This is a genomic window from Pseudomonas sp. B21-015 (assembly GCF_024749285.1).
GTDB lineage: Bacteria > Pseudomonadota > Gammaproteobacteria > Pseudomonadales > Pseudomonadaceae > Aquipseudomonas.
The window spans coordinates 5,655,582-5,676,020 of sequence record NZ_CP087196.1; the positions used below are offsets into that span (position 1 = coordinate 5,655,582).

At 57.9% G+C, this 20,439-nt stretch carries 14 protein-coding genes and 1 pseudogene; 8 read left to right on the forward strand and 7 right to left on the reverse strand.

Annotated features, from left to right (window positions below; translation table 11 throughout):
- The first annotated feature begins 22 nt into the window (after nucleotides 1-22).
- Genes LOY38_RS25950 through LOY38_RS25960 form a run of 3 tightly spaced genes read left to right on the forward strand, consistent with a single transcriptional unit; the run spans nucleotide 23 to nucleotide 11,207 of the window.
- Nucleotides 23-3,892: a neuraminidase-like domain-containing protein gene (locus tag LOY38_RS25950; RefSeq protein WP_309475860.1), complete on the forward strand. Its 3,870-nt coding sequence runs from the start codon at nucleotides 23-25 to the stop codon at nucleotides 3,890-3,892.
- The gene (locus LOY38_RS25955) at nucleotides 3,889-8,376 is read left to right on the forward strand and encodes a SpvB/TcaC N-terminal domain-containing protein (protein ID WP_258697651.1); all 4,488 of its coding nucleotides are present in this window, start codon (nucleotides 3,889-3,891) and stop codon (nucleotides 8,374-8,376) included. The genes LOY38_RS25950 and LOY38_RS25955 overlap by 4 nt, the downstream gene beginning before the upstream one ends.
- The gene (locus LOY38_RS25960) at nucleotides 8,373-11,207 is read left to right on the forward strand and encodes an RHS repeat domain-containing protein (RefSeq protein ID WP_258697652.1); all 2,835 of its coding nucleotides are present in this window, start codon (nucleotides 8,373-8,375) and stop codon (nucleotides 11,205-11,207) included. Before LOY38_RS25955 ends, LOY38_RS25960 begins: the two co-directional genes overlap by 4 nt.
- 56 nt (nucleotides 11,208-11,263) lie before the next feature.
- Here LOY38_RS25960 and LOY38_RS25965 read toward each other — a convergent pair whose 3' ends face one another.
- The 6 genes and pseudogenes from LOY38_RS25965 to LOY38_RS25990 form a co-directional block, all read right to left on the reverse strand.
- Nucleotides 11,264-11,632 carry a VOC family protein gene (locus tag LOY38_RS25965; protein WP_258697653.1) on the reverse strand — a complete coding sequence of 123 codons (369 nt, stop codon included), beginning with the start codon at nucleotides 11,630-11,632 and terminating at the stop codon, nucleotides 11,264-11,266.
- Nucleotides 11,633-11,815: 183 nt separating this feature from the next.
- Nucleotides 11,816-12,229, reverse strand: a pseudogene (locus tag LOY38_RS25970) (amidohydrolase family protein); the annotation flags it as partial.
- A 109-nt stretch (nucleotides 12,230-12,338) separates the two neighbouring features.
- The gene (locus tag LOY38_RS25975; protein WP_258697654.1) at nucleotides 12,339-13,175 is read right to left on the reverse strand and encodes a hypothetical protein; all 837 of its coding nucleotides are present in this window, start codon (nucleotides 13,173-13,175) and stop codon (nucleotides 12,339-12,341) included.
- 37 nt (nucleotides 13,176-13,212) lie between these two features.
- Entirely contained in the window at nucleotides 13,213-14,658 is a 1,446-nt protein-coding gene (locus tag LOY38_RS25980; protein ID WP_258697655.1) for a SulP family inorganic anion transporter, read from the reverse strand.
- 204 nt (nucleotides 14,659-14,862) lie between these two features.
- Complete coding sequence (locus LOY38_RS25985; protein ID WP_258697656.1) at nucleotides 14,863-15,774, reverse strand: LysR family transcriptional regulator; 912 nt, start codon at nucleotides 15,772-15,774, stop codon at nucleotides 14,863-14,865.
- A gap of 204 nt (nucleotides 15,775-15,978) precedes the next feature.
- Complete coding sequence (locus tag LOY38_RS25990) at nucleotides 15,979-16,569, reverse strand: NAD(P)H-dependent oxidoreductase (protein ID WP_258697657.1); 591 nt, start codon at nucleotides 16,567-16,569, stop codon at nucleotides 15,979-15,981.
- A 160-nt stretch (nucleotides 16,570-16,729) separates the two neighbouring features.
- Between LOY38_RS25990 and LOY38_RS25995 the strand changes: the two genes are divergently transcribed.
- Nucleotides 16,730-17,044, forward strand: coding sequence for a putative quinol monooxygenase (locus LOY38_RS25995; RefSeq protein WP_258697658.1), 315 nt, complete (start codon nucleotides 16,730-16,732; stop codon nucleotides 17,042-17,044).
- Here the strand turns inward: LOY38_RS25995 and LOY38_RS26000 are convergent.
- Nucleotides 17,034-17,798 (reverse strand): sulfite exporter TauE/SafE family protein, encoded by a 765-nt coding sequence (locus LOY38_RS26000; protein WP_258697659.1) that lies wholly within the window; start codon nucleotides 17,796-17,798, stop codon nucleotides 17,034-17,036. The two genes, LOY38_RS25995 and LOY38_RS26000, sit on opposite strands and share 11 nt — an antisense overlap.
- A gap of 235 nt (nucleotides 17,799-18,033) precedes the next feature.
- On the opposite strand from LOY38_RS26000, the gene LOY38_RS26005 reads away from it, so the two are divergent.
- The 4 genes from LOY38_RS26005 (at nucleotide 18,034) to LOY38_RS26020 (ending at nucleotide 20,410) form a co-directional block, all read left to right on the forward strand.
- Nucleotides 18,034-18,918: a LysR substrate-binding domain-containing protein gene (locus LOY38_RS26005; RefSeq protein WP_258697660.1), complete on the forward strand. Its 885-nt coding sequence runs from the start codon at nucleotides 18,034-18,036 to the stop codon at nucleotides 18,916-18,918.
- 45 nt (nucleotides 18,919-18,963) lie between these two features.
- A complete protein-coding gene (locus LOY38_RS26010) occupies nucleotides 18,964-19,539 on the forward strand; it encodes an NAD(P)H-dependent oxidoreductase (RefSeq protein ID WP_258697661.1) in 576 nt (191 codons plus the stop codon).
- Nucleotides 19,540-19,587: 48 nt separating this feature from the next.
- Entirely contained in the window at nucleotides 19,588-19,959 is a 372-nt protein-coding gene (locus tag LOY38_RS26015) for a MerR family transcriptional regulator (protein ID WP_258697662.1), read from the forward strand.
- Nucleotides 19,960-20,065: 106 nt separating this feature from the next.
- Complete coding sequence (locus LOY38_RS26020) at nucleotides 20,066-20,410, forward strand: cupin domain-containing protein (RefSeq protein WP_258697663.1); 345 nt, start codon at nucleotides 20,066-20,068, stop codon at nucleotides 20,408-20,410.
- Nucleotides 20,411-20,439 lie beyond the last annotated feature (29 nt).

Below are 20,439 nucleotides of genomic sequence, written 5' to 3' on the forward strand. Positions count from 1 at the left end.
ACTGCATGCTCAAGGAATGAACATGTCTGCAACCATTGAAAAACAATTGAACGAAAGCCTGCGTGATGCGCAGCTCGGGCTCTATCTGTCAGCGATCGTTCCTCAAGACGAGACACTGAAAGCCCTGAAAATCGCAGAGCACCTCAAGACGGCCAATGACCTGTATCACTACTGGCTGCTCGACGTGTCGGTCTCCCAGGAGGTGCCCACTACCCCGGTGGCCTGCGCCACTGCCAGCCTGCAGCAATACATCAACAGCATTCTGACCAACATGGAACCGGGATATCACACGGCGCAGATTCCGTCCGATCAGGTCGAAACCTGGCGCACCGTCATGCATCACTATCCGACCTGGGTAACCCATCAGCGGTTGCACTATTTCCCTGCGGTCTATCTTGACCCGACCCTTCGCAAGACAAAAACCGACAGTTTTCAGCAACTGGAAAACGACATCGACCAGAACCAACTGACAACCGAGTCGGTTCAAACTGCGGTACTGGCCTATCTGGCAAGGCTTGAAGAAGTGGCCAATCTGACCACGATCAATGGCTATATCGACGGGGATGATTTTGCCAACAGCACCTATTACTTCATCGCCAAATCCACCATCGCCAACACCTACTACTGGCGTTCGCTGGACATGGCGTGCCGCCCTTCGGTCTCAGGTGTTTCCGGCGCTAAATACGATGCCCCCGAACCACAGGCCTGGTCGGACTGGAAACGCGCCAACCTGCCGATCTCCGAAAGCGCCATCGAACACACTATTCGCCCGGTCGTGTTCAACAATCGCCTGTACGTGATTTGGGCCGAATGCATCTTCCAGGACAAGGCGGCTGTAACCAAGACGGCGCAGAGCCAAAACGACAGAATCAACCCGCTGTTCCGTTTGAACCTCTGCTACAAAAAATACGACGAAAGCTGGAGCACACCGCAGGCCTGCCTGCAGGGTTACGGTTCGCACGATTTGCTTCACGACCTGACCTCGAGCGAGCTCAGGAAAAAAACACGAACCATTGCCATTCATGAAAAGTCGGGGACTACGGATTCACTTTTCATTGCACTCTATGTTGATGGCGAGCACTACCAAGCAAGGTCCGGCCTGCCGCTCCTGGTTTCGATGTCAGCCCATATAGATAAAGACTCGAAAACCACGCAAGAGCTCAACCTCACACCCGATGACTTGAGCAAATCAAAAGCCTCGGATACGTCACAGTTTGCATTGGTACGAAACCGGTCTTCCGGCACGGAAAAGAAACTTCAATTCAAGTACTCGACCACAGACAAGACACTGTCCCCACCCAAAATCAGCTCACGTAAGGACACAGCCTCAGGTACGGCAGAGTTCATCGACTTTGCAGGCTCGACAATCGAACTCAGTGACGACAGAAACCGTTCGAACGGGAAGCGTGCGCCCATCCGAATGAACATCACGTTCGCCAAACACTTGATCGAGCGCGCCGAATCGAGCATGGACACGTTGCTGAGCTGGGGTTCCCAGCACTTGCCGGAGCCATCTTTAAAAGAAGGAGGCGCGACAGAACCAATGGATTTCTACGGCGCCTATGGTCGCTACTTTGTCGAGTTGTTCTTGTACCTTCCATGGCTGGTAGCGCACCGCTTCAAGGCTGAGCGCCAATACAGCGAAGCCGAACGCTGGCTGCATTACCTGTTCAATCCCGGCCGCAAAAAGGTCACTGGCATGAACCCCGACTACTGGAATGCGGTGCCGTTGATCAGCTCCACCATTCCAGCCCCCGGTCAAACCACCTACGCCATCCAGGGCCCACAAGATCCGCATCAAATTGCCCTCAGTCATCCGGTGCACTTTCGCAAAGCGTTGTACCTGCTCCATGTCGATATCCTGCTCAACCGCGGTGACACGGCGTTCCGAACGCTGACCCCAGAGGGTCTGACGGAAGCGAAATCATGGTACATCCGCGCCCTGGACCTGATGGGCCCCCGTCCGGACCTCAAACAAACCGATCCCTGGGCTACTGTCCCGCTGGAAAATTTCAGTGGCGATACCAACGAGGGACTGCGAACGTTTGAACAACAACTTGGCAAAGACAAAAAACACCAGTCCGCTTCCTCCGCAGTAGTGCCGCAAATATGTGTGCGTCCTTATGCATCCCCTCCCTCGGTCCATGCCATTGATACCCCCCATTTGCGTTTACCGTTCAACCCGGTACTGATCGCGCGCTGGGAGAAACTGGAAAGCCGTCTGCATAACCTCAGGCACAATCTCGACATTGTCGGTCGTCCATTGAAGCTCCCACTCTTCGCTCCCCCCATAGCACCCGGCGACCTGCTCGGCTCCAATCCCCCACGCGCCGCGGAGCCCGGCATCGCCCAGCACCTGGGCTCAGAGATTCCGGCGTACCGTTTCAGTGCCCTGTATGCCCATGCCATGAGCGCGGTCGACACGGTGATTCAATTCGGCACCACCCTGCTGTCGTACATCGAACGCAGCGAGCAGGCCAGTTATCAAGAGCTTCAGCAGCACCATGTCTGGGACATCGCCAACATGGCAGTAGACCTGCAGACCCAGGCCCTGAAGGTCGACGAGAAAAACCGGGCAGCCTTGCTGGCCAGTAAAGCCATCGTCGAATGCCGGCGGGATTACTACAGTCAGCGGGTCAACGAGGTCATCAATCCGGAAGAAGTGGCAGCTGCCGTTTCACATCTGACAGGGCGCATCGCAGAAGCAAGCGCCCACGCGGCCCAGGTACTCGGTCAAGGCCTGAAAGTCGCGCCCAACATTTTTGGCCTGGCAGACGGTGGTCATCGCCTGGAGGGTGTGCCCTTCGCCATGATGGCCGGGGCTCAAGGCGTGGCGGCCGCCGCCCATGGCGCTGGTGATGCCCTCGAACGGGCCGCGCAATACCGTCGTCGCCATCAGGAGTGGACACTCGCCCGCGACCAGGCAAAGCTGGAGATCGAACAGATTGATGCACAACTGGCGCTGGAGGCCGAAAGAGAGACCGCCTCGCGACTGCTGTTACGACAGACTCAAACGTCCCTGACCCAAGCCCGGGCCTCCTACGACTTTCTCAGCAAGCGCTTTACCAACGCGCAGCTTTACCAGTGGTTCACCAATCAACTCTCAAGCTTCTACTACCAGGTGTATGACTCGACCTTTTCGCTGTGCCAGTTCACCGAACTGAGTTGGCGCTACGAGATGATCGACTACACCACACAACCGTTCTTCCAGCACCAGACCTGGAACAGCACCTATCGTGGGCTCGGCCCTGGCGAGCGTATGAAGTTGAGTTTGCTCAAGATGAAGAACGCTTATCTTCTGGGCAACGAACGTGAGCTGGAAATCCGCAAGACCGTGTCGTTACGTCAGCTCAAGGCGAAGGAGGAGAGCAAGGGCACGCCCCCGACATCGATCAATAAACCCTGGGAAGATACGCCCGGAGCAGACGGCACGGCGACAACCGACGGGATCAAGTCGGAGCTTGTAAAGACCGGCTCATGCGAGTTTGAACTGACGCAGTCCCTGTTCGACAACGACTACCCCGGCCACTGCCTGCGCCGGATCAAGAGCATCGGCATTTCCCTGCCGGCCGTCCTGAGCCCTTATGAAGACATCCGCGCCACGCTGACCCAGACGGGTAGCGAAGTCGTCATGCCGGGTACCGACAAGCCCCCCATTAAAAGTCTGCGGGCCAATCAGCAAATAGCGCTCTCGACGGGCATCGACGATAACGGCCTGTTCACCCTGAGTTTCCAGGACGAACGTTACCTGCCTTTCGAATACACGGGCGCGATTTCGAAGTGGAAGCTGTCGTTTCCCAATCATGCTGCTCAGAAGTCCATGCTCGAATCGCTCACCGACATCATCGTGCACGTGAGCTACACGGCCAGAGCAGGCGGAGGTTCGCAATGAGCGAACAAACAGCATTGCCTGTTATCACGCCGTCACTGCCCAAGGGTGGCGGTGCCATCCAGAGCATTGGCAAAGGCTGGGGTGCCATCGGCGCCCACGGCGCAGCCTCTTATGAGATTGCCTTGCCGATTTCACCAGGTCGCGGCTTTGCACCTTCCTTGTCACTCAGTTACGGCAGTTCGGTCGGCAACAGTGTGTTTGGCATCGGCTGGGGGATGTCATTGCCCACTGTTGCGCGACGCACCAGCAAGGGTGTACCGGCCTATGCCGAGGATGACGAGATTGTCGGCCCCAGCGGTGTCGGGTGGCTGCCCGAGCGCGATCAAAAGGGCGTCATCACCTCAACCCGCATCGATCGTTACAACGAGCTGGAACTGGGTACAACCTATACTGTTGTGCGCCACTTCCCGAGAATCGAAAGCAGCTTCGACCGGATTGAACATTGGTCTTCGGAGAACGACAAACCGGGTTTTTGGTTGGTGCACGGTGCCGATGGCAGCCTTCACCTGTACGGAAAAAATCCGGCATCGCGTCGTGCCGATCCCCAGGACACGAGCCGCGTCGGCGAATGGTTGCTAGAGGAGAGTCTGAATTCACACGGCGAGCACATCCTTTACCAGTACAAGAGAGGCGCAACAGCCCAGCGCTACTTGAGCCGTGTGAGCTACGGCAATTTCAAGGCCGATGCACACCTTTACTCATGGCAAGCAGATCGGCTGAAGCCTGTGCAATGGCATTTCGAGTTGATACTCGACTACGGCGAACGGAGTACAGAGTACGAACACAAACCGCTATATGAAGGCCAACAGTGGCAAGCCCGTAGCGACGCGTTTTCCAGCTTCGCCTACGGTTTTGAATTACGTACCGAACGCCTGTGCCGCCAGGTTCTGATGTTTCACCGCTTTCCCGATGAGTTAGGCACCGCACCCGTTCTGATCCGACGCCTGCTACTCGATTACCGCCAGACGCCTCTGGGTTACCACCACCTGAGTGCTGCTCATGACCAGGCGTTTGGCAACTCGGCAACCGCCGATAGCCGTCCCCCCATTGAATTCAGCTACAGCGAGTTCAAGCGCCTGCCTGATACCCACGCCTGGCAGCGCTTTCAGAACATGCCGGGGCTCAACGACAGCCACGGTTATCAACTGGTGGACTTGTACGGCGAGGGCCTGCCGGGCGTGCTCTATCGAAATGACAGTGGCTGGTATTACCGCGAACCCATGCGAGCCGAAGCCAAAAGCGATGAAGTGGCTTACGATCAGTGGCGAGCGTTACCCAACATTCCCGTTGCCGACACCGCAAAACCTGTGCGCCAGTCACTGAGTGACCTCACGGGCGATGGTCGGCTGGACTGGGTCATTGCTCAGCCGGGGTTGAGCGGTTTTTTCTCCCTCGGCCCCGACCGAAACTGGTCGGATTTCGCCACGTTCAATGCGTTCCCTGTGGATTTTTTCAATCCGCAAGGGCAGTTGGCCGATCTGATCGGCGAAGGGCTCAACGATCTGACGCTGATAGGCCCACGCAGTGTTCGCTTGTACGCCAATCAACGAGAACAAGGTTTTTCAGCTGCCCGTGACGTGGCTCGTAAAGAGGACGAAGACGCCCTTCCTTTACTTACCTCTTCGCCCACCGAACTGGTGGCCTTCAGTGACATCCTGGGCAGTGGCCAGCAGCACCTGGTGCGCATTCGTCACAACGAGGTGAAGTGCTGGCCAAACCTGGGTCGTGGACGTTTCGGTAAAGGCATCGTGCTGGGCTCTCCTGGCCTTGCATACGAAACATTCGACGCCTCGCGAATCCGTCTGGCGGATCTGGACGGCTCTGGCGCCGCCGACCTGATCTATCTGGAAACGGATCAGGCGCGGATTTTCATGAACCGCAGCGGCAATGGTTTCGCCCCTTCAGTGGCCCTGCCATGGCCGGAAGGTGTGCGCTACGACCGTTTCTGCCAGGTGAGCATCGCCGACCTGCAAGGACTTGGCTGCTCCAGCCTGATTCTGAGCCTGCCGCACATGACACCCCGTCATTGGCGCTACGACTTCGTCAGTGCAAAACCGTATTTACTCACCGACACCAATAACAATATGGGCGCCGCCGGCAGCATCAGCTACCGCAGCTCGGCGCAGGAATGGCTGGATGAAAAAGCGGAGAAAATCAAAGCCGACAAGCCCCGCACCTGTCATGTGCCAATGGCCCTGCATCTGGTATCGAAACAGACCCGGCTCGACGAGATTACCGGTAATCGACTGACCCAGAGCTTCTCTTACCGCCAAGGCTACTACGACGGCATCGAGCGGGAATTTCGCGGATTCGGCCTGTTGCTGCAAACCGACAGTGAAACCAACCCCGATGATGCCGACTCGCAAGGTTTCACCACGCCATGCCAGACAAAGAGCTGGTTCCACACCGGGCAAGCGGTGGATCTGCCCCGCACCGGTTATCACAGCGCTGACAAAGCAGCGGTGGCATTGGGTAAGGCACTGCTTTGCCAATACCAGCCAGAGCTCAAGAACGACACACGCATCACATTCCCAGACACGGCAACAACCCTCGAAATGGCCCGCGCCCTGAGTGGGCATTTATTGCGCATCGAGACCCTCGGAATCGATAAGCGCCTGAAAACCAGAACGCTTTATTCGGTTCAGGAAAACCGCTATCAGGTACGTTTGCTACAAACACCTGAGGGTAGTCGGCGCTATGCCCGGATGTTGCCGCTGCTGCTGGAATCCATCCGTTATCAGTACGAAGGCATTGCCGATGATCCGCAATGCCGGCACACCCTTAATCTGCAGCACGACCTGTTCGGCACATTGACCCACAGCGTGAACGTCCATTACGCCCGACGTAAAACCCGCAGCAATACACCGCCGTTCAGCGATGCCGACCAGCAACAATGGTGGCGCGACGCTCATGATCCGGCACAGCAGTTCTACTACCTGAACGAAAGCCTTGCCGAATTCATTCATCTGGATAGCCCCCAGGAATGGCGGCTGGGTCTGCCTTATCGCCAGCGTACCAATGCGTTGAAGCGACCCAAGGCGCCCGAGGCTGGAGGGCTGACCACAAAGGATATGACTTACGAAAAGCTCATCGAACTCGTCAAACAAACCGCCTGGACGACCCAACACGTCCTCACCGGACTGTCCGTGCAACGCTACAAAAACACCTCAACCGCAGAAGCCCTGCCGAACGGCGTCGCCCACTTCGAAGCCTTGGCCGACCATCTGGAAACCGCCGAGCTGGACGAAACAGCCCTGAAAGCCTTCGACGTGTTGTCGCCAGCGGCTCGCCCCAAGGGAAGACTGCTCGAACGAAGTGGCTATTACCGGATGAACGATTTCCTTCCCGTAGCCACGTCTCCCAGAAAACTCTGGTCAGTCAAAAGCAGTTTCTCGACCTACGCCGCACTGGAGGGTTTTTACAAGACACAGACCCTGCGGTCGAGTAAGAGCCATGGTGTGACCGAGGTCAGCTACGACAACTATCACTGTCTCATCACCGCGCTCAAACGGCCCGATGGCTGTGTCACCAAGGCTACCTACGATTACCGCTCACTCCAGCCCCGGTGCATCACTGACCCGAACGGGAACATTCATGAAGGGCTCCATGATGATTTCGGCCAAGTGCTGGCCACCAGCATTTACAGCAACAAGAGCAATACGCTCATAGGTTTCAAACCTATCGCTCAATACAAGCGTCCGGAGTTCACCAGCCCGACCGAAGCGATCAACAATGCAAAGGGCGCGCTGCTGGACGCCGCCAATGCCATCTACTACGCGCCATTCAGCTGGATGGGGCGCGTCTCGGACGCAGCGCTGAAGGACCACGACTGGCTGATGCGCTGCGTGGCCAACGGTGATGTGCTGCCAACCGGATACATCTGCGCTTCGGTCCGCAGTCGCCTGGCAGGCCTTGAAACACTCTTGGCCGATGAAGCGAAACTGAAAACCGAACTCGCAACCTCGGCCCGTGAGCCGATACACATCGCCACCCTGGTCGCCGATCGCTACCCCAGTGACAACCAGAGACAAATCCGCATCACCGTCACCTGCTGCGATGGCTTCGGCCGAACACTGCAAAGCAAGCAACAAGTCGAATCGGGTACGGCCTACGTCGTCAACGCCAAGGGAGAACTGACCCTCGAGGACGGAACACCGAAGGAGCTGACCGCAGCAAAGCGCTGGCGTATCAGCGAACGGGTGGAATACAACAACAAGGGATTGGCGATCCGGACCTACCGCCCTTACTTCGCCGATCAGCATGACTACATCAACGATGTGTCCTTGCGACAGTTCGGCCATTGCGATCTGCAGTTTTACGATGCGTTGGGGCGCCCTACGCGTACACGTCTGGCAAAACAAAATGGCCTTTCCTATCTGCGGCGGCAAACCCGTCATCCCTGGTACACCGTGGATGAAGACGAGAACGACACGCTGCAAGAGGTCATGTCCGAACAACTCCCGACAACCGGAGGTGAGGCATGAGCGCACGCCTTCACTGCAAGACACCGACGATCAACGTAGTCGACAGCCGAGACCTGACGGTCCGGCATGTCGCTTATTGGCGTAGTGACGCAGCCAAGGCTGCGCAGGCGCGCATTACCCGTCAGCAGTACGACACTGCCGGACGCCAGATTGCGCAGTGGGACCCTCGACTGTTTGGTAAAACGCCAAAGGCCAATCTGACGACCCTCTACAGCCTGTCCGGCAAAGCGCTGTTAGTGGACAGCGTCGACGCCGGGTGGCGCCTGAGCTTGCCTGGCGACGCCGGACAGACACTGCGTAACTGGGATCAGCGTGGCAATCATTGGCAAACAACCTACGACAATCAGCTAAGACCGACCGAAATCCAGGAGCAGGCAGCAGGCCAGGATCTGCGGGTGGTCGAACGCTTCAGCTATGGCGATAGCTCATCTGAATCCGCCAGACACAACCGCTGTGGCGCGCTGACTCGCCACGATGACAGCGCCGGTACCCTGCTCATCGATGAGTACGCACTCTGCGCCAAACCTTTGAGCCAGACACGACACTTCCTTCTGGACGCTGAACGGCCGAACTGGCCAGCGGATGAGCAGGAACGCAATGGATTGCGCGAAGAGGGTGATGGCTACAAAACGGTCTGGGACTACGACACACAGGGAGAAATCATCCGACAGATCGATGCCGGTCAACACCAACAGCGCTTCTCGTTTGATGTCGCCGGCCAGCTCAAGTCCGTGAACCTGAAAATAAAAGACGCTGCGAGCGAAAAAACCATCGTGAAGGATCTCGTCTACAACGCGTTTGGCCAGGTCGAATCCCAGACGGCCGGGAACGGTGTGATCAGTCGCGCCGTGTTCGATTCGGCCAGCGGCCGCTTGATCTCACTCACCGCATCCGTATCTGCCAACACCTTGCAGGATTTTCACTACACCTATGACGCGGTGGGCAATGTGACGCGCATCGAGGACAAGGCCCAACCGGTGCAGTTCGGCAGTAACCAACGGGTCGAAGCGGTCAGCACCTTCACCTATGACAGCCTCTACCAACTGACCGGCGCGACGGGCCGTGAAGCGGCGGGACCGCACAACCAACCCCACCTGCCCATCTTCAGCAGAACACCGATCGACGCCCGGCAACTGTTCAACTTTACCGAGCACTACAAGTACGACACCGGCGGCAATCTGACCGAACTGCGCCATGTCCGCGACCGCAGCAACTACACCCGGACCCTGAACGTTGCCGCCGCAAACAATCGCCTTCTGTCCTGGAGCAAGGGCGACTCAACACCTGACATTGCAGCAAGCTACGATGACAACGGTAACCAGCAGGCGTTACATCCGGGTCAGGCGCTGGAATGGAACCCCCACAATCAGCTTGCCAGCGTGATGCTGATCCAGCGTGAAGAGGGACGCGATGACATTGAGCGCTACTGCTACGACAGCAGCGGTCAACGTGTACGCAAGATTCAAACGACTTATGCTGCATCAGTGACTCACACCCGGGAAGTCCGTTATCTGCCGGGCATCGAGATACGTACCCGCACTAACGAGCGACTGGAAGTCATCACCCTGCAAGCCGGCCGCTGTAGCGTACGTTACCTGCACTGGACCCAAGGCCGGCCGGCCGGTATCGCGGCAAACCAGCTGCGCTATAGCCTTGACGACCATCTGGGCTCCAGCTCACTGGAACTCGACGACCAGGCCTGGCTCATTAGCCAGGAAAGCTATTTGCCTTATGGCGGGACTGCCTGGACGGCATCCCGTTCGGCTGTGGAGGCCGACTACAAAACCATTCGGTATTCCGGCAAGGAGCGCGACGCCAGTGGCCTCTATTACTACAGACACAGGTATTACGCACCGTGGTTGCAGCGGTGGATCAGCGCCGACCCGGCGGGCACGGTCGACGGGCTGAACCTGTATTGCATGGTTGGGAATAATCCGCTGCGTTACATCGATCATCACGGCACTCAAAAAGACGAAGCCGCCATCAAGGAAGAATTAGGGGCCTATTCCGACATTTTGAGCGAAGTGAACAAAAGGGTGGGCACGCTGAACCATCAGCTCTACAACAGCATGAGAAAAAGAGACATCGTAAAAAGACTGTTTCAGAGTTACGGCTATAACGCAGTGAGGCATGTGATGGCATTGGGGGCGGGCCTGCTGGCCGCACCAACCGGACCGACTAGTATCGTGGGGGCGACAGTCGCCACTTCTTTAACGACTGACTCGCTTGCCGGGAAATTCAATGCAACACGGCATCTGCCCGTCGCCATGTATCCCCAGGCCAGGCGACTAGAGCCTGACGATATAGAATACACAGCACGGACGGCTTTCTATGACGCGAACGCAAAGTTACAGCATGCAAAAAAGAAGGACCTGAATCCGCAGCACGAGATCGGGCGGAAAAATCTGTCGATGATGGCAACCGGCTTCGTTCTGACAAAGGTGCTTGAGGTCAAAGGAGCGTGGATTCCAAACTTTGAATCGTCGACCCAAGCTACCAAAGCCCTCGACGGTCTGCCGGGACAGAAAATCGAGCGTTTGAACAATGCCCTGATCGAACTCGACAACTTTCTGGAGCACGATACTCACGCCATCAACGCAGCATTTGACGAATTGGGGGTGGATGAGTTTTATGCCTCGGGTGTGAAAGGCCAGCTGGGTCGAGCCACTGATCGCATGGCCAACCGTATAGGCATAGAAAGCTCAAGCCTCATAAGCCGCACCTCAATGCAAAGTGAGATGGCCATCTCGCGCGCAACGATACAAAGAGGACGGGAGTTACTGTTCAAGCTTAATGAACACAACAAATCGCAAGGCAAGTTTTTTGTTTGAAACTGGCCAGGCGAGGTCTCTCGGGAAATCGGCAGTTCTCGCTTGACCTCGCTCAATCAAACACTGATCGCATTGGTAAACACCAACCGATTGCCGAACGGATCACTAATGGTCATGTCCTGGCTCCCCCATGGCATGGCCTGAATCTGTGGGCGAGCGAAAGAATACTCCTTGGCCAGCAATTGCTGCTGGAACGCCTCCAACTCATCGGTCTCGATGCGCAGGGCTGATCCCGGTGTCGCGTCGCCGTGGTGTTCGGACAAGTGCAGCACGCATTCGCCACGGGAGATTTGCAGGTACAACGGGAAGTCCACTTCGAAGCGATGCTGCCAGTCGATCTTGAACCCCAGGAACTCGACGTAGAACTCCAATGCCTTGGTTTCATCGAAAATCCGCAGGATCGGGGTGGTTTTGCCGAAACTCATGGGGTAGCTCCCTGACTGAATGAGCCCAGTGTAGCTGGGCTGGATGTCAGCGCTTCGGCTTGGTAGCGGCTTTCTTTAACCCCAATGTGCCACCATGAGACACAGATCAAAGGATCGAAGCCTTCGGCAGCTCCTGCGGGCGTTCACATGTCTCTGTAGCTGCCGAAGATGCAATCTTTTCTATCAATGAAACCCTTTGCGCAAATCCCCTTCCCGCGCCAGAAACCGCCCTTCCCTTCTGCCATTCGCCTGACCGTCGCAGTAACTCAAGACACCGTTGACCCACACCCCATCAATCCCTTGCGCCGCCCGTTGCGGATCGTTGAAGTCCGCCACATCGCGAATCGTCGCTGGATCGAACAACACCAGGTTCGCCCAATACCCTTCACGAATCTCGCCACGCGCCTTCAAGCCAAATCGCGCCGCCGACAGTCCGGCCATCTTGTGCACGGCGGTGTGCAGCGGAAACAGACCAACGTCGCGACTGAAATGCCCGAGCACTCGTGGGAACGCACCCCATAAACGCGGATGCGGAAACGGGGCTTCCGGCAATCCGTCGGAGTCAACCATCGACAGCGGATGCGCGAGGATGCTTCGTAAACTTGACAATGACATTGTCGTAGCTGAAGTCGTACATCTCTATTCCTTGAAAAGTCACGATGCAGTGAGCCGAGATCAAATCGAGCTCTGTATCGAGATCAAGTCATCAGAGATTGCGCGATAGCGCCCTGCGCACGCTATCGCTGTTCAGCACAGGGCTTTCAGTCTCGACAGGGGGTTGCGCCGGTGCAGGACTTTCGACCTGGAAAGAGATTTCAGCCTGGACCGGGCTTTCAACTTGAACAGGGTCTGGTGCCCGACCGCGACTGGCGACCTGATTGTCCAGCTTCTCGATGTAGGCGTTCAAATCGCTAATCAGCCGTTTCTTGCGCTGGGAGCCTTGATACCACGCGTAGCAAAAATAGCCCGCTGCCGCCAGGAAGCCTAGCCCGGCTGTAGCAAAACCAGCGATGCACAATCCAAGCACGATCAGCACTGTCTTCCAGTTAAAGGGCGACAGCTCCAGCTCGGTATTCAGTACGTTCGCGTCACGCAACACCCAGCGCTTGGACGCCGTGTGGTTCTGCAAAATGGTGTGCAGAGGCGAACCATCCTTTTTCAAGGCACTGATCAAAGAGATTTCCTGACCTGTGCGCAAAGGAATGTCCACACCGCGCAGCTTTACATCGTGCTCGACGCCGTCCGGGGTTTTGACCCAGATCTCATGATTGATGATTGAAACAGAACTGATGCGCACAGGCGTCACATCACCGTCGTTACCGTTCACCTGAACGCCGCCCGTGGATGTCACACGGGTCTCGCTGAGTTTTTCGCTGCCCACCACTTCACCGCTCAAGACAGTGAAAGAAACGGTTTTATCGCCATGGGTGAAGTTGAGCATTTCGATTCCTTGATAGACCCACGTCGATCGACGTGCAGGAGAAAATCCGTATGCGGCGGATGCTACTAAGTAGCCATTATGCTGTCCAGAATTCGCCCGCACCAGTGACGCGGAGTATGGGAACGATCACTCATCGATTTCAGTCGTGATGCTCGCTGGCGCGTTTGAGCAGTTTCTTGCAGCGTTCGGACAGGTGCAGTACGCGTAGCTGCTTGCCAGCCTTGGCGTAGCGCTCGCGCAATGTCTTCAGCGCGGCGATAGCCGAGTAGTCGACAAAGCTCAGGTGGCGACAATCAAGGGTCACCTGGGCCGGGTCATTGGCGGGGTCGAACTGGTTGAGGAACGGCGTGGTAGAGGCGAAAAACAGTGTGCCGTGCAGGCGGTAGAGTTTGCTGCCGTCGCTTTCCTGATGACTGTCGGCATACAGCTCGCGAGCCTGCTGCCAGGCAAAGTTGAGCGCCGCAATGATGATCCCGCATAACACGGCGACGGCCAGATCGGTGAACACCGTAATCACCGTTACCGCGATGATCACCAAGACATCGTTCAGCGGCACCTTGTTCAGCACCCGCAGCGAGGCCCAGGCGAACGTCTGCTGCGACACCACGAACATCACCCCGACCAGCGCGGCCAGCGGGATGCGCTCGATCAGCGGCGAAAGGAACAGCACGAACAGCAGAATCATCCCCCCGGCCACCGCACCGGACAGCCGACCGCGACCGCCGGAGCTGAGGTTGATCATGGTTTGCCCGATCATCGCGCAGCCACCCATGCCGCCGAACACGCCAGAGACGATGTTGGCAGCGCCCAATGCCACGCACTCACGATCCGGGAAGCCACGGCTCTCGGTGATCTCGTCGGCCAGGCTCAGGGTCAGCAGGGTTTCCAGCAGGCCGACCAACGCCATCAATATCGCGTAAGGGGCGATGATGCGCAGGGTTTCCAGGTTCCAGGGGATGTCTGGCAGCGCAACACCCGGCAAGCCGCCAGCAATGTGCGCCATGTCACCCAGGGTGCGGGTCGGCAGGCCGAGCAGGTAAACCGCCAGCCCAACGCTCAGAATCGCCACCAGCGCCGGCGGCACGGCACGGGTCAGGCGCGGCATCAGGTAGACGATGGCCATCGTCAGCGCCACCAGCCCGATCATCATGTACAGCGGCGTGCCACTCAACCAGGCTTCACCGCTCTTGAAGTGCTCCAATTGGGCCAGGGCAATGACGATCGCCAGACCGTTGACGAAGCCGAGCATCACCGGGTACGGCACCATGCGCACCAGCTTGCCCAGCCTCAACAGACCGAACGCCAGCATGATCAGCCCGCCCAGCAGCACCGTCGCCAGCAAGTACTGGACACCGTGCTGCACCACCAGCGCGACGATCACCACGGCCATCGAGCCGGCGGCGCCGGACACCATCCCCGGCCGTCCGCCGAAGAGCGCAGTCAGGGTGCAGATGATGAAGGCGCCGTAAAGCCCCATCAGTGGATTGAGGTGAGCCACCAGCGCGAAGGCGATGCATTCGGGTAGCAGGGCGAAAGAGGTCGTGAGTCCGGCCAGGACATCGGCACGCAGACGTATGGGTTTCATGGCTTACCTAAAAATGCAGGCGGGAGAAGAGCGGCGGATGTTACGGAATTGAAGGTGGGCCGGCCAGTTAATGGGCTGCCGGAAATGCAATCGCGAGCAGGCTCGCTCCCACAATGGACTTGCGTCGATTCACAATAATGGGATCAACACAGAACCAATGTGGGAGCGAGCCTGCTCGCGAAGAACGATGACGCGGTCTGGGAATCAGCCCCTGAAGTCCGCAATCGCATAAACCGCCAACTTGCCCTGGATGAAGTCCAGGAAGCACTGAATTCGTAGGGCCAGTTGCGAGTTTCGGTAGTACACCGCGTTGATGGGCTGGCGATATCCGCTGTTGAACTCCGCCAGCAGCACCTGCAAGCGACCGGCGCGGATGTCGTCGATGGTCATGAAGTGCGAAAGACAGGCAATGCCCTGGCCGGCCAGCGCCAGGTGCCTGACCGTCTCGCCACTGGACGCGCTGATCGACGCCTGGATCGGCCAGCGATCACCGTGGACATAGCGCAGCGGCCATTGGTTGAGGCCTTCGTTATGGGTAAAACCCAGCAGCGTGTGCTCGCTCAAATCCGCGACAGCGCTCGGTACGCCGCGCTGCTCCAGATACGCCGGGCTGGCGACGATGTGCAGCGGGCTGCAACCCAGGGAACGGGCATGCAAGGTCGAGTCGGCCAGCGTGCCGATGCGAATGGCGATGTCGGTGCTTTGTTCAAGCAGGTCGATAATCAGGTCGTTGCTGTTGAGTTCGAGCTGGATGTCCGGGTAGAGACGGCGGAATTCTTCGATGTGCGGCACGATGGCATGCAGCATGAACGGCGAGGCGGCGTTGATCCGCAGGCGCCCGGACGGGGTTTGCTGGCGTGAGGACAGGCGCTCTTCAAGTTCGTCCATCTGATCGAGAATCAGCTTGGCGTGCTCGAAAAAATACTTGCCCTCCTCGGTCAGGTCCATGCGCCGTGTGGTGCGGTTGATCAGCGTGGTGTCGAGCTTGGCTTCCAGCCGCGACAGTGTACGGCTGACCGCCGATGGCGTTTGCCCGATCTGTTCGGCGGCAGCTGAAATCGACCCGCATTCAATTACGCAGACGAAAATCTGCAACTCATCGGATCTGGCTTTCACGTGTGTACCTTATCGATAGTCCCACGCCGCCGTTTTACTGTGGCGAGGGAGCTTGCTCCCGCTGGTGCGCGAAGCGGACCCAAAACAATGCAGTGATTCAGCAAACCACGTCGACTGACTTTACGACGGCTTCGCCGCCGAGCGGGAGCAAGCTCCCTTGCCACGGATTCGGTGCCCGCTTCAGATATCGATAGTAGCTGAGCGTTATGCCTTAAGGCCAAACACCTCGCTCAAGTGCTGCTCATAACGCACCACATCAGCTTCGACGTTCGGGCGTTTCATCACATCCACGCACAGGAAGGTCGGCAAACCGGTCATACCGAGGAAGGTGTTGGCTTTGTGGAACGGGAAGTACACCGCATCCACGCCCTTGGCTTCGAAGAAATCGGTCGGGTCGTCGAAGGCTTGCTGCGGGGCGTTCCAGGTCAGCGACAGCATGTATTTCTTACCGTGCAACAGACCGCCGCTGCCGTATTTTTGCGACGCGTCGGAGCGCGTGCGGCCATCGCTGGCGTAGAGGCTGCCGTGGCCTTCGGTGAAGACTTCATCGACGTATTTCTTGACGGTCCAGGGTGCGCCCATCCACCAGCCCGGCATCTGATAAATGATCACATCGGCCCAGAGGAATTTGGCGACCTCTTCGGCGACGTCGTAACCCTCGTCGATGAATGTGGCTTTCACATCCACACCACCGCGATCCAGCACGCTCAGCGCCGCTTCGTGCAGCGTCGTGTTGTAGCGACCATCGGAGTGGGCAAATTTTTTTCCGCCATTGAGCAACAGGACTTTTTTCATGAGAAATCTCGCAAGGTTGAAATTCGATGGCGGCAGAGTAGCGATCAGCCTCGCGTGGAATAAGCGCTCGATCAGCAAAATTCATTTGACCAATACGCACGAATCGACGAGCGATTGTTGCCATAAACTTGCGCCGATTCAGACTTTCAAGGACACCCTGATGAGCGAACTGCAAGGCTTCATCCTGTACGCCAAGACCCGCCCGGAAAAAGCCGAGGCTTTCGAAGCGTTCTTCCGTGCCTATGTCGAACCGAGTCGCGCCGAGCCCGGTTGCATCGAGTACCACATGCTGCGAGACCAACAGGACCCGACGCTGTTTATCTTCTACGAGATCTGGCAATCCCAGGCCCATCTGGACGAGCACTCGAACCTGCCACACATGAAGCAGTTCCTCGACCAGCGCATGGAGTATCTGGAGCGGGATTTCGATATCCGCTCGATCGAGATGCTCAGCACTTCGTCCGCTAGCCGCTGATCAGCAAATGGCTGCCGAGCGCGCCAAGGCCGATGAAGAACACCCGCTTGAACAACACGGCGCTGATCCGCTGGCGCAGCCATTGGCCCAGCAACATACCGAGCACCGCCGGGATCAGCGCCAGCAGTGATGCACTCAATTCACCACCGCCGAGGGCGCCGCGCCATAACAGGCCGGCGGCCAACGCGAGGGTCGAGACGGTGAACGACAGGCCCAGCGCCTGCACCAGTTCATCCTTGTTCAAGCCCAGCGCTTGCAGGTAAGGCACCGCCGGAATCACGAAGACACCGGTGGCCGAGGTGATGACGCCCGTCAGCACACCGCAGAGCGGACCGAGCCAACGCTCGGTGCGACCGCCGACGCGCAAGGTCGGCAGGAACAACCCACTCAAGGCGTAAATCAACAACGCCGCCCCCAGCCCCCGCACCACCCAGTGTCCACCGGCCATGCCGATCCATACTGTGCCGGCGCCGGTGCCGATGAAAATCGCCAGCAGCATCGGCCACAGCCGGTTAAGCAGCCCGCGCAAATGGCCGCCGAATGCCAGTTGCCAGACGTTGGTCAGCGTCGCGGGAATAATCAGCAATGCCGCAGCCTGCGACGGCGCCATAGCCAGACCGAGCAAGCCCATGGCAATGGTCGGTAGTCCGAGGCCGATCACGCCTTTGATCATCCCGGCCAGCAGGAAGGTGGCGATCACCAATAAGGACAGGGCCAAACCCAGGTGTTGGTAGAACGCGGCGAGTGTATTCATGGGGCTATGGTGAGCCCTGAAGGTTGCGCTGAAAATCTGCCATATACTGAGGCTGCCTCTTGATTTGGTAGAGGCTAAAGTTCTTCGTTGCGGCTGCTGACGCCTTCGCGGGCAAGCCTCGCTCCCACAGTTGAAATGTATCGAACACAAATTTGTGTGTCCGCCAAAGATCCCTGTGGGAGCGGGCTTGCCCGCGAAGGCGCCCGTCCTGACAACAAACATCCAGAGGTTGCCGATGCACTTCGACCTGACCGACCTGCGCCTCCACCTGAACATCCTCGACACCGGCAACATCACCGCCGGCGCCGCGCGCAGCCATTTGTCGCTGGCGGCGGCGAGTGCGCGAATCCGCGCCATGGAGGCTTCACTGGGTGTCGAGTTCCTTGAGCGAGGTCGTCGCGGTGTCAGCCCTACCCCAGCCGGAACAGCCTTGGCACAGCACGCCCAAGTCCTTTTGCAACAGGCCGAGCGCATGCAGCAGGACTTGCTTGAATACGCCAAAGGCGTCAAAGGCCAGGTGCGGTTGGTGTGCAACACCACTGCAATCACCGAGTACCTGCCGGAGTTGCTGGCAGACTTTCTGCGCGCCCATCCAAACCTCGACATCGACCTGCAAGAGTTGCCCAGCACGCGCATCACCCACGCCTTGCGCCAAGGTGCGGCGGACCTGGGCATCGTGTCTGACGCCGTGGATTCCGACGGCCTTCAGACCCGTTATTTCCGCGACGACCCGCTGGTACTGATCCTTGCGCGAGATCACCCCTTGGCCGACACCGGACCGTTAAATTTCAGCGCCACCTTGCATCATGATTACGTCGGCCTGAACGCCAACAGCGCCTTGGCCGTGTACCTGGAAGAGCAAGCCCTGCACAGCGGCTCACGGATGCAAATCCGCATCCGTGCCGATGGCTTCGATGGCGTGATGCGCATGGTCGCCCGAGGTGCCGGGCTGGCGATCGTGCCCTTGGCGGCGGTCGAACGCTGGCCAGCTGAAACACCGTTCAAAAGCATCGCACTGAAAGAGCCGTGGGCCCGACGCAAACTGTTGCTGTGCGCCAAGGACTTCGCCACGCTGCCCGGTTATGCCCAGGCCTTGCTGAGCGCCTTGACTCTCCCCTGAGGGGCAGACTTTACCCTTGAGTTTTCATCTTCAGGGACAACTACGGTGAGCAAACGAATTCTGGTGATTCTTGGCCATCCCTCAAGCAACAGTTTCTGCGGCGCACTGGCCGAACGCTACGCACAATCGGCGTTGCGGGCCGGGCATGAGGTGCGCCAGCTGTGGCTGGGCAACATGGACTTCGACCCGGTGTTGCGCGAAGGCTATCAACAGGTGCAGCCACTGGAAGCCGACCTGCGCCGTGCTCAGGCAGACATTCTGTGGGCCGAACACCTGACCCTGGTCTACCCGATCTGGTGGGGTGGCGTACCGGCTTTGCTCAAGGGTTTTCTCGATCGAGTGTTGCTGCCAGGCTTCGCCTTCAAGTACCGCGAAGGCAAAGCCTTTCCCGACAAATTGCTGCATGGCCGCAGTGCGCATCTACTCGTGACCATGGACACGCCACCCTGGTATTACCGCTGGATCTACCGCATGCCCGGGCTGCATCAGATGCGCAAAACCACCCTGGCGTTTTGCGGCATCGAACCCCGGCGCACGCTCACCTTCGGGCCGATTCTGGGGTCCAGCGCCGGTCAGCGCGAAACCTGGCTGCTGCAAGCCCAGGCTATCGCCAGCCGATGAGTCTGCCGATAATGGGTCTGGCTTACCCACGGCAAAAAAGGACTTTTCATGTACATCGGCCAAGCCGCGCAGCGCTCCGGAACGACGATCAAGAGCATCCGCCATTACGAGTCGATCGGCTTGCTGCCTACCGCTCAGCGACAAGGAAAATACCGTGTCTATGACCAGCAAAGCGTCGACTTGCTGATCTTCATCAAGTGCGCTCAACAACTGGGTTTCCGGCTCAAGGAGTTGCAGGCGATCTTTACCGGCCATCAAGGCCAGACGATGCCCTGGTCATTGGCGCAGCAGGCCATCGATGCCAAGAAGTGCGAAATCAGCGAGAGGATTGCCGCGCTCAGGTATCAACACGAGCAATTGGTCGAGTTTGAAGCCCGACTCACACAGGCCAAAGCCGATTGCCCGCTGGAAAGCCTTTGAGGTCTGCGCGTTTCTGGACAGCTCGATGTCGAATACAGACAACTGAACGGTGTATGGGCGCTATAGGGTGCGACTTCAGTTCTTGAACCCACTGCCCGGAGTCATCATGACCGCACCGATTACCGTCCTACGCGATACCCATCCGCTGCCCGTGCTCGACGCCTGCAAATGGGAAAAACTCGAAGGCGACCCGCACACCGTCAACCTCAACGCCTACACCAGCGAAGATGGCAGCAAGATCATGGGCACCTGGATCTGCACGCCGGGAAAGTGGTATGTGGAATACGTGAAATGGGAATACTGCGACTTCCGCGAGGGGTATTGCATCATTACACCTGACGGGCAGGAGCCTATTCATTTGAAAGCTGGTGATATTTTTATAGTTGAACCCGGCATGAAAGGCACTTGGGAAGTTGTTGAGACAGTACGTAAATATTTTGTATTTGCGTAAAACCCAAATCGGCCGGGCGCGAAAATGGA

Coding starts and splice junctions, on each gene's coding strand:
- LOY38_RS25995 (WP_258697658.1), top strand. CDS start 16,730: ATGAGCGAACTGCAAGGCTTCATCCTGTACGCCAAGACCCGCCCGGAA.
- LOY38_RS25980 (WP_258697655.1), bottom strand. CDS start 14,658: ATGAAACCCATACGTCTGCGTGCCGATGTCCTGGCCGGACTCACGACC.
- LOY38_RS25960 (WP_258697652.1), top strand. CDS start 8,373: ATGAGCGCACGCCTTCACTGCAAGACACCGACGATCAACGTAGTCGAC.
- LOY38_RS26000 (WP_258697659.1), bottom strand. CDS start 17,798: ATGAATACACTCGCCGCGTTCTACCAACACCTGGGTTTGGCCCTGTCC.
- LOY38_RS25990 (WP_258697657.1), bottom strand. CDS start 16,569: ATGAAAAAAGTCCTGTTGCTCAATGGCGGAAAAAAATTTGCCCACTCC.
- LOY38_RS26015 (WP_258697662.1), top strand. CDS start 19,588: ATGTACATCGGCCAAGCCGCGCAGCGCTCCGGAACGACGATCAAGAGC.
- LOY38_RS25965 (WP_258697653.1), bottom strand. CDS start 11,632: ATGAGTTTCGGCAAAACCACCCCGATCCTGCGGATTTTCGATGAAACC.
- LOY38_RS26005 (WP_258697660.1), top strand. CDS start 18,034: ATGCACTTCGACCTGACCGACCTGCGCCTCCACCTGAACATCCTCGAC.
- LOY38_RS25955 (WP_258697651.1), top strand. CDS start 3,889: ATGAGCGAACAAACAGCATTGCCTGTTATCACGCCGTCACTGCCCAAG.
- LOY38_RS25950 (WP_309475860.1), top strand. CDS start 23: ATGTCTGCAACCATTGAAAAACAATTGAACGAAAGCCTGCGTGATGCG.
- LOY38_RS26020 (WP_258697663.1), top strand. CDS start 20,066: ATGACCGCACCGATTACCGTCCTACGCGATACCCATCCGCTGCCCGTG.